General features: G+C 66.7%; 17 protein-coding genes. 13 read left to right on the top strand and 4 right to left on the bottom strand.

Translation table 11 applies throughout. The features are described from left to right. Positions 1-135: 135 nt before the first annotated feature. The 3 genes from BW38_RS12945 (at position 136) to BW38_RS12955 (ending at position 1,735) form a co-directional block, all read left to right on the top strand. Complete coding sequence (locus tag BW38_RS12945) at positions 136-444, top strand: DUF3861 family protein (protein WP_032975859.1); 309 nt, start codon at positions 136-138, stop codon at positions 442-444. 70 nt (positions 445-514) lie between these two features. Next, positions 515-1,057, top strand: coding sequence for a hypothetical protein (locus BW38_RS12950; RefSeq protein WP_032975858.1), 543 nt, complete (start codon positions 515-517; stop codon positions 1,055-1,057). Positions 1,058-1,138: 81 nt separating this feature from the next. After that, a complete protein-coding gene (locus BW38_RS12955; protein WP_025873976.1) occupies positions 1,139-1,735 on the top strand; it encodes a DUF1439 domain-containing protein in 597 nt (198 codons plus the stop codon). A gap of 72 nt (positions 1,736-1,807) precedes the next feature. Here the strand turns inward: BW38_RS12955 and BW38_RS12960 are convergent, their stop codons facing one another. Both BW38_RS12960 and BW38_RS12965 read right to left on the bottom strand, forming a co-directional pair. Then, positions 1,808-2,350 carry a type 1 glutamine amidotransferase domain-containing protein gene (locus BW38_RS12960; protein WP_032975856.1) on the bottom strand — a complete coding sequence of 181 codons (543 nt, stop codon included), beginning with the start codon at positions 2,348-2,350 and terminating at the stop codon, positions 1,808-1,810. A gap of 172 nt (positions 2,351-2,522) precedes the next feature. Next, complete coding sequence (locus BW38_RS12965) at positions 2,523-2,990, bottom strand: SET domain-containing protein-lysine N-methyltransferase (protein ID WP_010483549.1); 468 nt, start codon at positions 2,988-2,990, stop codon at positions 2,523-2,525. 210 nt (positions 2,991-3,200) lie between these two features. On the opposite strand from BW38_RS12965, the gene BW38_RS12970 reads away from it, so the two are divergent. The 5 genes from BW38_RS12970 (at position 3,201) to BW38_RS12990 (ending at position 8,502) form a co-directional block, all read left to right on the top strand. Continuing rightward, complete coding sequence (locus BW38_RS12970; RefSeq protein WP_025873978.1) at positions 3,201-3,656, top strand: SUF system Fe-S cluster assembly regulator; 456 nt, start codon at positions 3,201-3,203, stop codon at positions 3,654-3,656. A 17-nt stretch (positions 3,657-3,673) separates the two neighbouring features. Further along, complete coding sequence (sufB, locus tag BW38_RS12975) at positions 3,674-5,149, top strand: Fe-S cluster assembly protein SufB (protein WP_025873979.1); 1,476 nt, start codon at positions 3,674-3,676, stop codon at positions 5,147-5,149. 73 nt (positions 5,150-5,222) lie between these two features. After that, positions 5,223-5,987, top strand: a complete 765-nt coding sequence (gene sufC, locus BW38_RS12980; protein WP_032975854.1) for a Fe-S cluster assembly ATPase SufC — start codon at positions 5,223-5,225, stop codon at positions 5,985-5,987. Further along, a complete protein-coding gene (gene sufD, locus BW38_RS12985; RefSeq protein WP_032975852.1) occupies positions 5,987-7,249 on the top strand; it encodes a Fe-S cluster assembly protein SufD in 1,263 nt (420 codons plus the stop codon). The genes sufC and sufD overlap by 1 nt, the downstream gene beginning before the upstream one ends. Further along, on the top strand, positions 7,246-8,502 hold the full coding sequence (locus BW38_RS12990) for a cysteine desulfurase (RefSeq protein WP_025873982.1): 1,257 nt from the start codon (positions 7,246-7,248) through the stop codon (positions 8,500-8,502). Before sufD ends, BW38_RS12990 begins: the two co-directional genes overlap by 4 nt. A gap of 79 nt (positions 8,503-8,581) precedes the next feature. On the opposite strand, the gene BW38_RS12995 is transcribed toward BW38_RS12990, so the two are convergent. Together BW38_RS12995 and BW38_RS13000 are read right to left on the bottom strand one after the other, a co-directional pair. After that, positions 8,582-8,962 (bottom strand): hypothetical protein, encoded by a 381-nt coding sequence (locus tag BW38_RS12995; protein ID WP_032975851.1) that lies wholly within the window; start codon positions 8,960-8,962, stop codon positions 8,582-8,584. A 166-nt stretch (positions 8,963-9,128) separates the two neighbouring features. Continuing rightward, on the bottom strand, positions 9,129-9,440 hold the full coding sequence (locus BW38_RS13000) for a hypothetical protein (RefSeq protein ID WP_152543295.1): 312 nt from the start codon (positions 9,438-9,440) through the stop codon (positions 9,129-9,131). 167 nt (positions 9,441-9,607) lie between these two features. Between BW38_RS13000 and BW38_RS13005 the strand changes: the two genes are divergently transcribed. From BW38_RS13005 to BW38_RS13025, 5 genes are all read left to right on the top strand, one after another. Continuing rightward, positions 9,608-10,147 (top strand): GNAT family N-acetyltransferase, encoded by a 540-nt coding sequence (locus BW38_RS13005; RefSeq protein WP_032975848.1) that lies wholly within the window; start codon positions 9,608-9,610, stop codon positions 10,145-10,147. Continuing rightward, positions 10,144-10,476 (top strand): non-heme iron oxygenase ferredoxin subunit, encoded by a 333-nt coding sequence (locus BW38_RS13010; RefSeq protein WP_032975846.1) that lies wholly within the window; start codon positions 10,144-10,146, stop codon positions 10,474-10,476. The genes BW38_RS13005 and BW38_RS13010 overlap by 4 nt, the downstream gene beginning before the upstream one ends. Before the next feature lie 161 nt (positions 10,477-10,637). Further along, positions 10,638-11,042, top strand: coding sequence for a hypothetical protein (locus tag BW38_RS13015; protein ID WP_032975844.1), 405 nt, complete (start codon positions 10,638-10,640; stop codon positions 11,040-11,042). A 153-nt stretch (positions 11,043-11,195) separates the two neighbouring features. Then, complete coding sequence (locus BW38_RS13020) at positions 11,196-13,478, top strand: TonB-dependent siderophore receptor (RefSeq protein ID WP_032975842.1); 2,283 nt, start codon at positions 11,196-11,198, stop codon at positions 13,476-13,478. 70 nt (positions 13,479-13,548) lie between these two features. Beyond that, positions 13,549-14,268, top strand: coding sequence for a tetratricopeptide repeat protein (locus BW38_RS13025; protein WP_032975841.1), 720 nt, complete (start codon positions 13,549-13,551; stop codon positions 14,266-14,268).

The raw sequence follows: 14,268 nt of genomic DNA, 5'->3' as shown, positions 1-14,268 counted from the left end.
CGCCCATGGCCGCGCCGCTGTTTTTCCAGCGCAGGAACGAACCGGGTGGAACACTGCGTGCAGCGCCGGCCATCGCCGCCGGCCGACGCCTTGCCTATGGTGGTCCCATTCCTCCCCACCAGCGCGAGCACCCCCATGGCCAGCCCTTCCACCCGCTACCGGATCTCGGTGACCCCGATCGAAAAGGACGGGCACCAGTGCACCGGGCGCTGCACCATCGAACTGGAGCACCGCGCCAGCCGCGACCTGATGCGCCTGCTGGAATCGGCCCCGCGCACGGCAGGCCTGAGCGGTGACGAACGTGCCACCCTGGTGGTGGCCACCCAGCTGCTGCGTGACATCGTGCAGCGCCATGCCGACACCGACGGCCATGCACTGGCAGCGGTCGCCGCGCAGGTCCTGCCGGCGCTGGACGCGCTGGAACGGCTTCCCTCTTCGCGCTGACCACTTCGCGCTGAGCGGCCCCCGGCCGCTACACTGCCGCCTTTCAGGTCGCCTCGGGGAGGAGGCAGACATGCGCGGTTTTATTTCCTTGTTGATCCCGCTGCTTGTGGCGGGGTGTTCGAACCCGGCGCCCCCGGTCGATGCCACCGGGCGCGACGCGAGCGCCGCCACAACCGCCCCGTCGGTGCCGACGACGAAAGCGGCACCGCAGGCCGCTACCGTTGACGCGATCGCCATCGATCCGCTGTATGGCGCCGTTGCCAACGGCAGCGAAACGCCCGCAGCGATGCTCAACCGCTACATGCTGGATCTGCTCAACCGCAACACATCGCGCAGCGATGCAGCCTGGGCCTATGCCCCCGCCGACCCGCGCCGTGCCGACGATGCCGTGCTGCGCCTGCTGCCCGACGTGCGCAGCCTGCGCCTGGACAGTGACGTGGCGTTGCCACGCGACGATGGGCAGCCGCCACGCCTGCTGGAGGTGCCAGTGAAGATCCGCGCGGTGACCGCCAACGGCACCTTCCGCTACCACGGCTGGTACCGGGTGCAGCCCAGCGCCGATGGCCGCAGCTGGCAGATCCAGTCGGCCAGCCTGCAACCAACGCTGGACTGAACCGTTGCAACCGTGTGTACCCGCGATTCAGCGGGCAAAGCTACTCTGTAGGCCTCTTGGATCCTTCTTCCGGTCACCGCCATGCGCCTGCGTTCCCTGATGACCCGCCTAGCCGCCTCGACCGTGCTGATTGCTGCTGCGATCGGTGCGCAGGCCGCCCCTTCGATCTCCGGTCGCGAACTGGCGGTTGGCGCCAGCGACGTGCAGCAGTATCTGGACGGCAGCTTCCCGCGCACGCAGGACGCGCTGGGCGGCCTGATCGCGCTGACCATGAGCCACCCGCAGCTGAGCCTGCCCGCAGGCGAGCGCTTGAACCTGGGCATGGACGTGGCGCTGGCCACCGCCGGCGGCAACCCGGCCAAGCTGGGTACGGTGAAGCTCAGCAGTGGCCTGCGCTATGACGCGCAGACCCAGGGCTTCCACCTGCAGCAGCCGAGCGTGGATGACTTCACTCCGGCCAGCCAGGGTGGCCGTCTCGATTCACGGACCCGTGGCCTGCTGAACGCATGGCTGAGCGACTACGCCCAGCGCGAACCGATCTACAAGCTGGACCCGGCCGTGGCCGGACTGCTCGGCGCCCTGCAGGTGCAGTCGGCACAGGTGAAGAACGGCAAGCTGGTGGTGACCTTCAACCAGAACCTGGGCGACCTGGTGCCGGCGGGCATCCTCGGCAAATAAGGTAGTGCCGGCCGCTGGCCGGCAATCCTTTCACGCACGTGCCGGCCAGCGGCCGGCACTACCAGCGCCGCATTACGCCGCCAGCGCTTTCACCACCGCCTCGCTGAAGGCCGGAATGTCATCGGGCTTGCGGCTGGTGATCAGGTTGCCGTCCACCACCACTTCCGCGTCGCGCCAGCGCGCGCCGGCATTGGCCAGGTCCTGCTGCAGCGACGGCCACGAGGTGACCTCGTGTCCCTCCGCCAGCCCGCTGTTGATCAGCAGCCAGGGGCCGTGGCAGATCGCGGCCACCGGCTTGCCGGCACCGGCCATGCTGCGGATGAAATCCAGTACTGCTTCGTTGGTGCGCAGGGTGTCCGGATTGATCACGCCACCGGGCAGCACCAGCGCATCGAAACCGCCGGCGTCGGCGCCATCCAGTGGTTGATCCACGGCGACCGAATCACCCCAGTCCTTGTCCTTCCAGCCCTTGATGCTCGCCTCCTTGGCCGGCGACACCACGCTCACGCGCGCGCCCTCCGCTTCCAACAGGTGCTTGGGCTCGATCAGTTCGGACTGCTCGAAACCATGCGTGGCGAGGATGGCGATCTGTTTGCCGCGTAGACGCTGTGCCATGTCGTGCTCCAGATAGGGGGGAGCGCACAGGGTGGCCGAGTGGCCCTTGAACGGCGGTGACCCTCACGTGCACGGCAGGTGGAGAATCGCCCGGATAGCGCCGGGCCGTGCCCGGCGGCTTCTGGTTCCGCCCGCGCTTCGCGCTCGCCGGGCATGGCCCGGCGCTACCGGATCAGCGCTTGGGCTGCAGCATCGTGCCGGTGCACTTGGGCGAGCCACAGCGGCACTCCCAGATCTTCTTCAGCTTGGCCGTGTGGCGCTCGGCCAGGGTGATGCCGTAGTTGTACGTCAACTCTTCGCCCGCCTTGATATCGCGCAGCGCCTCGATGAAGACCTTGTCGCCGCGGCTGTCACCGTCTTCGTCTTCCTCGATCACCGCCTCGCAGTTCGGGTCGCAGCTGTGGTTGATCCAGCGCGCGTCGTTGCCCTTGTAGTTGGCATCGATCACCCAGTCGTCGTTGAGGGTGAACAGGAAGGTATGGCCGCTTTCCACGTCGCCACTGTCATCGGCATCGACATCGCCGTGGCTGCGCAGCAGGCCCTTGTACTGGATCACGCGCTCGCCCTGCTTGATCGGGGCCACGGAAAACACACCGTTGCCGTGGATGGCGGACTTGCGGGCTTGGATCTTCTTGGGCATCGGCAAGAGACGTTTGCAGCGGAAGGAACGTTGATTCTCGCCCATTCCGGGTGATTGCGAAAATCACCCCCATGCCGCAGCATGTCGCCCCGATGGCGGCCCTTGGCGACTGCCCTCCGGCCGGGCCCAAGCGCCCGCTGAATGGCCGGGTTGGATGCCGGCGAATAAAAGCGTACAATTTCAGTCCGCTTTAAGAACCACTCGCATCCCATGTTGCGCGTCACCAAGCTCACCGATTACGCCACCGTCGTACTGACCGTACTCGCCGCCCGTCCGGGCGAGGTGCTCAGTGCCACCGAGCTGGCCGAATTCACCGGTCTGGAGCCGCCCACCGTCAGCAAGGTGCTCAAGCCACTGGCCCAGGCCGGCCTGGTCGAAGGCCTGCGCGGCGTCCGCGGCGGTTACCGGCTGACCCGCCCATCGATCGAGATCTCGCTGTTTGAAGTGGTTGAAGCCATGGAAGGGCCGTTGGCCCTGACCGAGTGCAGCCACGACCACCATCAGTGCGGCATGGCGCCCAAGTGCGGCGCGCGCAGCAGCTGGCGGCTGATCAACGACGTGGTCTCCGAGGCCCTGCGCGATGTCAGCCTGGCGCAGATCCTGCCCCCTCTTCCCCTTGTCGACGAAGAACAGCGCCGCACCATCGCTGTCGACGTCGTCTCCTGATCCGTAGGCAGCCCCCCATGGCCACCGAAACCATCGAAACCGTCGCCAGCGACGACACCCCCAACCGCGAGATCCATGAGCAGCTCGGCCGCAAGTATTCGGCCGGCTTCATCACGGACATCGAGTCGGACTCCCTTCCCGCCGGCCTGGACGAGGACACCATCCGCGCCCTGTCGGCCAAGAAGGAAGAGCCGGAATGGATGACGCAGTGGCGCCTGGACGCCTACCGCCACTTCCTGACCATGCCGATGCCGAACTGGGCCAAGCTGCAGATCGCCCCGATCGACCTGCAGGCGCTCAGCTACTACTCCGCGCCGAAGGGCCCGAAGTACGCCTCGCTGGATGACGTGCCCAAGGAACTGCTGGACACCTACGACAAGCTGGGCGTGCCGCTGCACGAGCGCGCCAAGCTGGCCGGCGTAGCGGTGGACGCGGTGTTCGACTCGGTGTCCGTCGGTACCACCTTCCGCAAGGAACTGGCCGAAAAGGGCATCGTGTTCTGCTCGATGTCCGAAGCCATCAAGGAGCACCCGGAACTGGTCAAACAGTACCTGGGCACCGTGGTGCCGGTGGGCGACAACTACTTCGCCGCGCTCAATTCTGCGGTGTTCTCCGATGGCAGCTTCGTGTTCATTCCCAAGGGCGTGCGTTGCCCGATGGAACTGAGCACCTACTTCCGCATCAACGCCGGCCACACCGGCCAGTTCGAGCGCACGCTGATCATCTGCGAAGAGAAGGCGTACGTGTCCTACCTGGAAGGCTGCACCGCGCCGATGCGCGATGAGAACCAGCTGCATGCGGCGGTGGTCGAGCTGGTGACGCTGGACGATGCCGAGATCAAGTACTCCACCGTGCAGAACTGGTACCCGGGCGATGAGAATGGCGTCGGCGGCATCTACAACTTCGTCACCAAGCGTGCCGAATGCCGTGGCGCGCGCAGCAAGGTCACCTGGACCCAGGTCGAGACCGGCTCGGCGATCACCTGGAAGTACCCGTCCTGCGTGCTGCTGGGCGACGACTCGGTCGGCGAGTTCCACTCGGTGGCACTGACCCATCATCGCCAGCAGGCCGACACCGGCACCAAGATGATCCACGTCGGCAAGCGCACCAAGAGCAAGATCATCAGCAAGGGCATCAGCGCCGGCCGCGGCCAGAACACCTATCGTGGCCTGGTCAAGGTGGACCGCAATGCCGACGGCGCGCGCAACTACACCCAGTGCGATTCGCTGCTGATCGGCAAGCAGTGCGGCGCCCACACCTTCCCCTACATCGAGGTGAAGAACCCCGGCGCCACCGTCGAGCATGAGGCCACCACCTCGAAGATCTCCGACGACCAGCTGTTCTACTGCCGCGCCCGTGGCATCAGCCAGGAAGACGCGGTGTCGATGATCGTCGACGGCTTCTGCAAGCAGGTGTTCCGCGAACTGCCGATGGAATTCGCGGTGGAAGCCAAGAAGCTGCTGGAAGTCTCGCTGGAAGGTTCGGTGGGCTGATCGCCCGCCCTGCCCTCGCACAACGCATTCTCTTTACCGGCGGGCCCCGGCCCGCACCACGGAAACCCCCATCATGCTGAAGATCGAAAACCTCCACGCCCGCATCGGCGACAAGGAAATCCTCAAGGGCCTGTCCCTGGAAGTGAAGCCCGGCCAGGTGCACGCCATCATGGGCCCCAACGGCGCCGGCAAGTCCACCCTGGGCAATGTCCTGGCTGGCCGCGACGGCTATGAGGTCAGCGAAGGCAGCGTGCAGTTCGAAGGCGTCAACCTGCTCGACCAGGACCCGGAAGCGCGCGCCGCTGCCGGCCTGTTCCTGGCATTCCAGTACCCGGTGGAAATCCCCGGAGTGAACAACACCTACTTCCTGCGCGCCGCGCTGAATGCACAGCGCAAGGCGCGCGGCGAGGAAGAACTGGATTCCATGCAGTTCCTCAAGCTGGTGCGGCAGAAGCTGGCCGTGCTGCACCTGAAGGACGAACTGCTGCACCGTGGCGTCAACGAAGGCTTCTCCGGTGGCGAGAAGAAGCGCAACGAGATCTTCCAGCTGGCCGTGCTCGAGCCGAAGCTGGCGATCCTGGACGAAACCGATTCGGGCCTGGACATCGATGCACTGAAGAGCGTGGCCGACGGCGTCAACGCGCTGCGCAGCGCCGACCGCTCGTTCCTGGTCATCACCCACTACCAGCGCCTGCTGGACTACATCAAGCCGGACGTCGTGCACGTGCTGGCCGATGGCCGCATCGTCAAGAGCGGCGGCCCGGAACTGGCGCTGGAACTGGAAGCGCACGGCTATGACTTCCTGAAGGACCGGGTCGTGCCCGAGGCGGCGGTCTGATGAGCGCCCTGCTCGATTCCATGGCCCAGGCCTTCTGCGGCAGCGATGCGCGCCGCGAAGTGCTCGACAGCGTGCTGCGCGACGGCCTGCCCGGCGCACGCAGCGAAACCTGGAAGTACACCTCGCTGCGCCAGCTGGAGCGTCGCAGCTTTGCGGCCGCACCGTTGGCCCCGGCGCTGCTGGATGCCGCCGCGCTGGAGAACATCCCGGCACCGCGCCTGGTGTTCGTCAATGGCCGCCTCAACGACGCGCTGAGCGACGTGCAGGGCCTGCCGGCCGGCGTGCAGCTGGAGACGTTGTCCTCCGCACTGGCCGCTGGCGAGGACGCCGTGCGCTTCCTCGGCCGCCGCTACGATCGCAGCGACGATGTGTTCGCCCGCCTCAACGCCGCCCTCGCCGATGAAGGCGTGGTGCTGCGCGTGGACGACGGCGTGCAGGTCGAGGTGCCGCTGCAGCTGGTATTCGCCAGCGTGGCCGGCGACACCGATCTGGCCTGGCACCACCGCCACCTGATCGAACTGCGTGCCGGCGCCAGCCTGGGCGTGGTCGAGCACCGCTTCAGCGTCGGTGATTCGGCGCATCTGGACAACACGGTACTGCACGCCCACGTCGCCCGCGATGCGGTGCTCAAGCACGCCCGCGTGCAGGCCGGCAGCGCGCGCCAGACCAGCTTCCTGCGTACCGACGCGGTGCTGGCCAAGGACGCGCAGTACCACCGCGTGGACCTGGAGCTGGGTGCCGCGCTCAGCCGCCATGAGCTGAACGTGCGCCTGGAAGGCGACAACGCCCAGCTGACCGCCAATGGCGTGCTGCTCGGCAATGGTCGCCGCCACGTCGATACCCGCCTGGGCATCGACCACATCGCCCGCGACACCAGCGCCGAGCTGCAGTGGCGTGGCGTGGCCGCCAACCGCAGCCGCGTGGTGTTCCATGGCGGCATCCAGATCCGTGCCGGTGCCGATGGCACCGACGCCAACCTGTCCAACAAGAACCTGCTGCTGTCGGCCGACGCCGAGATCGATACCCAGCCGACGCTGGTGATCGACGCCGACGAAGTGAAGGCCGCACACGGTGCCACCGTCGGCCAGCTCGACGCCAACGCGCTGTTCTACCTGCGCTCGCGCGGCCTGCCGCAGGCCCAGGCGCAGGCGCTGCTGAGCGCCGCGTTCTGCCACGAACCGCTGAAGGTGCTGCCCGAAGCGCTGCGCGAACAGCTGGCACGCCGGCTGGACAAGGCCCTGGCCGAGGCGGGCGTGGCATGAACCTGTCCACCCCGCGACCGATCGAAGCACCCGCCGACGCCCCCGACTGGGCGCGCGTGCGCCTGGACTTCCCGCTGCTGATGCGCGAAGTGCACGGCAAGCCGCTGGTCTATTTCGACAACGCCAACACCGGCCAGAAGCCGGTGCAGGTGATCGGCGCGGTGGACGAGTTCTACCGCCGCTACAACGCCAACGTCAGCCGTGCCGTGCATGCGCTGGGTACCGAGGCCACCGACGCCTACGAAGGCGCACGCAACAAGCTGGCCCGTTTCCTCAACGTGCGCAGCAACGACCTGGTGCTGTGCAGCGGCACCACCTTCGCGATCAATCTGGTTGCCTACTCCTGGGCCCTGCCCCGGCTGAAGGCCGGCGACGTGATCCTGGTGTCGCGCATGGAACACCACGCCAACATCGTGCCGTGGCAGCTGGTCGCCCAGCGCACCGGCGCGACCATCCGCGTGGCCGAGATCACCCCCGACGGCGCGCTGGACCTGGACGCGCTGCGCGCGGCGATGACCGCCGAGGTCAAGCTGCTGGCCGTGGCCCATGTCTCCAACGTACTCGGCACCATCAACCCGGTGCGCGAGATCTGCCGCGAAGCGCGCAAGCGCGGCATCGTCACCGTGGTCGACGGCTCGCAGGCCGCACCGCACCGCAAGGTCGACGTCACCGCGATCGGCTGCGACTTCTACGCCATCACCGGCCACAAGATGTGCGGCCCGACCGGCACCGGTGCGCTCTGGGCGCGTCGCGAGCATCTGGACGCGATGCCGCCGTTCCTGGGCGGCGGCGAGATGATCAAGGAAGTCAGCTTCGACGGCACCGTATTCAACGACGCCCCGCACAAGTTTGAAGCCGGCACCCCCAACATCGCCGGTTTCATCGGCCTCGGCGTGGCGGCGGACTATCTGCAGAACGTCGGCCTGGACCACGTGGAAGCGCGCGAAGCCGAGCTGCTGGCGCACTTCACCGAAGAGCTGCGCCGGGTTGACGGCCTGCGCATCATCGGCGAAGCGCCGGAAAAGGCCGCGGTGGTGTCATTCCTGATCGACGGCGCCCATGCGCACGATCTGGCTACCCTGCTGGATCTGGAAGGTGTGGCCGTGCGCTCGGGCCAGCACTGCGCGCATCCGCTGCTGCAGTATTACGGCGTGGCGGCAACCTGCCGTGCGTCGCTGGCGTTCTACAACACGCATGAAGAGATCGAGCGGTTCATGACTGCGTTGACGAAGGTGCGGAAGTTGTTGGGGTGAGCCCGCACACCGGCAGAGCGGCAATCCGGGGTCAGATCCCATTCGCACCGCGAAAAGGGCTCTGACCCCGGCCACCCAGCTAGCGGCTGGCATCCACGACCTTGCACGTGCCATCGCCCACCTGCACCTCGATGCGTGCCCGCAGATTCTGCGTCAGGTACACATCACCCAGGCACGCGACGTCGAGGCCTGCTTCCCGATAGCGCACGGATACGGACGAGTCCTGCTGGACCACCGGCGTCATCGAAACCTGTGCATTTGCATCGATCGCCCCGAGCTCAGTCACTCGACCGCCAGCGTCGATCTGCACCGCGTCGATGCGCTGGGAGCCCACGTTCCTGACGACCACGACAGTGTCGGTCAACCCTGAGCACGCCGACACCGCAAGAACGGCTAGCGCAAGCACGCTCAGGCGCAGCATCGGGTAGGTGGTCGCTTTGCCATCCCTGGTACGCATCATGCGGGTAACGCCTCATCGCTTCCGTGCGGATCTGTGCACCGCGGGAGCATAGTCCATGCGCAACCTCAACCTCTACGGCGTTCGCGATTCAGCCGTAGCCTCGCTCGTTTCCCCACGCTGCCTCGCGCGCGAAAGATTGCAGAAGGCATGTGGCCCCATCACCGGCTCACTCCTGCAATCGCCTCCCGGCGACACGCAGAATCCGGCCGCGCGCAATCGTCCTTCCCTCCCACAGCGAGACGTCCTCTCCCACGTTGGCCACGGCGAGCGCGTCCTCCGGGAACAGGAACGCAACGGGAAGTTCGTAGCTCTCCCCAAGGACGGCCCGTCCTTCCTGCAACAGCACGCGGCAGTCAAATACTCGGCCCGCCACGAACAACGGGCAGGCGTACACCTGTCCCACGATGTCAGTGCGCCTCCCACCTTCGGCGCTCTGCAGGAAGCGAACGGAGACAACAGCGTCGAATCGCATGGTCACGGCCCTCTGGATCCTCCCTGGATCCTTGTTCCCATAGTGCCGTCGTTTTCGCAGGGGTGGGATTCAGGGATGGGGTCAGAGCCCTTTCGCAGTGCGAAAGGGATCTGACCCTGGCCCATTGCCTCGACCCATTTTGCGCCCGTCCCCGCCCCACCTAGAATGCCCCCATGAGCACCCTGACCTTCCGCGCCGCCACGTCGGCCGACATCCCCGCCCTGATCACCCTGGTCACCTCGGCCTACCGCGGCGACGCCAGCCGCGTCGGCTGGACCACCGAAGCCGACCTGCTGGACGGCGCCCGCGTCGATGCCGAAGGCATCCAGGGCGACCTGGACCGCCCGCGCTCGACCATCCTGCTGGCCGAACGCGACGGCCAGCTCGTAGCCTGCGCCCATGTCGCCGACGTCGACGGCAAGGGCTACTTCGGCATGTTCTCGGTCGACCCGGCCCAGCAGGGCGGCGGTGTCGGCAAGCAGTTGATGGACGCGGCCGAAGCCCACGCCGCACGCGAATGGAACGTGCCGGTGATGCAGATGACCGTGATCGACATCCGCGACGAACTGATCGCCTTCTATGAGCGCCGCGGTTACCAGCGCACCGGCATCAAGAAGCCGTTCCCGTATGGCGACGAACGTTTCGGCATCCCCAAGCGCGACGACCTGCGCTTCGAGATCCTGGAAAAGCCGCTGGCCGGAGCCACCGCGTGAGCGAGGCCTGGACCTTTGTCTGCGCCGGCGCCGAACTGCTGCCGGGCGAATTGAAGAGCGTCTTCGACGAAGTCACCGGCACACCGATCGTGGTGTTCAACCTCGACGGCGAGCTCTACGCGTTGGAAGACCAGTGCACGCATGAGGAGTTCGAGCTGTCCTCGGGCGAGTTCAACACCGCCGAGGGCAGCGTTGAATGCGTACTGCATGGCGCGCGCTTCGACGTGCGTGATGGCCGCGCCCTGTGTGCGCCGGCGTATACCGCGGTGCCGAAGTTTCCGGTGAAGCGCGAACACGACGCCATCTGGACCCGCGACGACCGCGATTGAAGTTCAAGGCATCCACCCATGGGGTGGATCTACTGGAACAGCCTGAGGGCCCCGCCAAGGCCTTTCGGGCCCGTTCCGGGTGGCCTGCCACGCCCGTACATGCGAATCATTATCGTTGATGTTATCCTACGTAACATCTTCGTAACGCCTCCGCCTGCGCCATGGCTTCGTCCGCGCCCACTGCCACGCTGTGCAAGCTCGCCCGTCAGGGGTGGCCGCTGCTTGTGGCCGCGCTGCTGACGCTGCTGCTGGGCTGGTCGGCGTTGCACGAAGGGCGCGGCGGCCACGCCACCCACGCCGGCTGGCAGGCGCATCTGGACAATATGGACCAGGCCGCTCCGCTGCCGGCTCCTTCCAGCGACGAATGCCCCCACCACGCTGCGCCGGCCCCGGAGCCTCCGCTGGACGGTGAGGGCAGCACGCCCTGTGCCGGCGCTGCGCCGCCGCGCGCTGCGCTGGTGGCTCACATCCCGCTGTGGCACTCCGATGCCCTGCGCTGGCAGCTGCACGACCCCTCGCTGCGCCTGAATCCCGGCCACGCACCTCCGGCACCGCACGCCATCTGAGGCGCCCTGCGGCCATTGCCGTGCGCCTCGCCTCGTCTGAACTGCCGCCAGGCATGGCCTGGCACTGCCCGAACCTCGCCGCCGCCATCGCGCCATTGAGTCGTGCTGGCCAGCTCTCGCTCATTCCCCATCCAAGCCACCGCCAACCTACCCATGACCCACATCAAGACCCGCAAGTACGCACCTCGCGTTTCCGTACTGGCCACCGCCACCCTCGCCGCCGGCTTCGCGCCGCTGGCCGCGCAGGCCGCCGACGACGCCGGCGCCAGCAAGGCCACCGAGCTGGACAAGGTCCAGGTGCGCGGCAGCTGGTTCAACCCGTCCTCGCCGAAGTTCACCGCCGCGCTGCTGGACACTCCGAAGTCGGTCTCGATCGTCTCGGAGAAGCTGATCGCCGAAACCGGTGCGACCAACCTGCAGGATGCGCTGCGCATGGTCCCGGGCATCACCTTCGGCGCCGGCGAAGGCGGCAACCCGACCGGTGACCGCCCCTTCATCCGCGGCTTCGACTCGCAGAGCAACATGTTCGTCGATGGCCTGCGCGACGTCGGTTCACAGACCCGCGAAGTGTTCGACCTGGAGCAGGTGGAAGTGGTCAAGGGCCCGAGCTCGGCCTACGGCGGTCGTGACTCCGGTGGTGGCAGCCTCAACCTGGTCAGCAAGACCCCGAAGCTGAAGAACGAGACCACTGCCAGCATGGGCATCGGCACCGACAGCTACGCACGCGGCACCGTGGATGCCAACTACGTGCTGGGCGATGGCATCGCCGCACGCCTGAACCTGATGAAGCACGAGTCGGACATTGCCGGTCGTGACGCGGCCAACGTCAGCCGCTGGGGCATCGCGCCGTCGATCGCGTTCGGCCTGAACGGCCCGGCGCAGCTGATCGCCAGCCACTACCACATGCAGAGCGACGACCTGCCCGACGCAGGCGGCTTCCCGTATGGCAACCCGAACGGCGCGCCGGTGTCGAAGTGGGTGGACGGCCGCCCGATGGTGCCCGACCGCAACAACTACTACGGCCTGGTGGACCGCGATTTCCAGCGCACCCGCGCCGACATCAGCACGCTGGACGGCAGCTACGACTTCGGCAGCCACAAGCTGCGCAACATCGCGCGCCTGGGCAACACCAGCAACGATTACCTGTGGACCCAGCCGGACGACAGCCAGGGCAACCCGAACAACTACGGCACCTTGTGGCGTCGTACCAACAGCCGCGCCGTCGACGTCAAGAGCTTCGCCGACCAGCTGAGCCTGACCGGCAGCTTCCAGACCGGTGCACTGAAGCACAGCTACAGCGCCGGCGCGGAATACAGCGACGAGAAGATGACCCGTGGCAGCTACCTGATGACCCCGGGCACCAACAATCCGCTGACCAACAGCAGCAAGTGCCCGACCACCGGCGCGGCCACCGGCTACAACTGCACCAGCTTCGACAACCCGAACCCGAACGATCCGTGGGCGGCCACCCATGCGGTGTACCGCAGCGACAAGGCGCTGGACGTCGAGCAGCGCACCAAGACCAAGTCCGCTTACCTGTTCGACACCATCGAACTGAACGCGCAGTGGATGATCAACGTCGGCCTGCGTTACGACGACTTCTCCACCACCCTGACCACCCCGGTGGCCGGCAAGGCGCCGACCCGCGTGCGCAACGACAATGACTTCCTGAACTACCAGGCCGGCATTGTCTTCAAGCCGACCGCCAACGGCAGCATCTACCTGTCCTACGGCACCTCCTCCACCCCGCCGGGCATGGACGGTGGCGATGGTTCCGATGGCCTCAGCGCGGCCGTGGCCGACCTCAAGCCGCAGGACACCAAGAACCTCGAACTGGGTACCAAGTGGGACCTGTTCGACAACCGCCTGAACCTGACCGCGGCGATCTTCCACACCGTGATGGACAACGCGCGCGTGACCGTCGACAACGGCACCAGCCAGAACGCCGGCAAGAAGGAAATCAACGGCGTGGAACTGGGCTTCACCGGCCAGCTGACCGACGCCTGGAGCCTGTACGGCGGCTACACCTACCTGGATTCGGAACTGAAGGACAACGGCTTCGTCTGCGCCGTGTCCGGCCGTACCTGCCCGTCCAACATCTACGTGCCCTCGCCGTACAACGGCAACGTGTTCCCGAACACCGCCAAGCACAGCGCCACCCTGTGGACCACCTACCGCTTCCCGTTCGGCCTGACCGTCGGCGCCGGCGCCAACTACTCCGACAAGCAGTACGGTGATGTGGCCAACACCAAGTGGATCCCCAGCTACACCCGCTTCGATGCGATGGCCAGCTACGCGATCCAGGACAACATCAGCCTGCAGTTGAACGTGCAGAACCTGACCGACAAGACCTACTTCACCAAGGCCTACGCGTCGCACTACGCGAGCATCGCCCCGGGTCGTTCGGCCACCCTGGCACTGAACGTGAAGTTCTGATGTAACCCGCAGCACCCACGCGGCGGCAGGATCTCCTGCCGCCGTTTTTGTTTCCGGCGATACTCCGCGCATGGCTTCCAACATCCCCTTTGATTCCGACGCCCTGACCGACCTGCTGCTGCACGAGCCGCAGGCTGCCTTCGCGCGCGTCCGCGATGCGGCGCAGGCCGGGCAGGTCGAGGCACAGCTGCTGCTGGCGCAGATGCACATGGAAGGCAAAGGCACGCCCCAGGACGCTGCTGCGGCCCTGCTCTGGTACGAGACTGCAGCCAACAACGGCGCGCCGATGGCGATGAACATGCTTGGCCGCTGCCATGAGCTGGGCCAGGGCACCACCGCCAATCCTTCGCTCGCAGCGGTCTGGTACCGGCGCGCCGCCGACACCGGACTGGACTGGGGCCTGTACAACCTGGCCAACCTGCTGGCCACCGGCCGCGGCGTACCACAGGACCGTGCACAGGCACTGGCGCTGTACACCCGCGCGGCCCATCTGGGCCACGCCAAATCGATGAACCTGCTGGCCCGGCATCTGGAAGATGGATTGGACACCGGTCGCGATCCGCAGGCTGCACTGGGCTGGTATCGGCGCGCGGCCGAGGCCGGCGATTTCCGCGGCCAGGCCAACTACGCCTCCATCCTTCTGCAGGCCGGTGAGATCGAACAGGCCGTGCACTGGCTGCAGTTGGCGCTGCAGCACGGCAGTCCCGCGTTCATGGCACATATCGTGCCCGAGCTGGCCGCCTCACCCTACCCGCAGGTGCGCGCGCTGGTCGCACCGTCTGCTTGCTGA

Source organism: Stenotrophomonas sp. RIT309 (assembly GCF_000632045.1).
Taxonomy (GTDB): domain Bacteria; phylum Pseudomonadota; class Gammaproteobacteria; order Xanthomonadales; family Xanthomonadaceae; genus Stenotrophomonas; species Stenotrophomonas indicatrix.
This window is presented reverse-complemented; position numbering and strand designations above follow the sequence as displayed.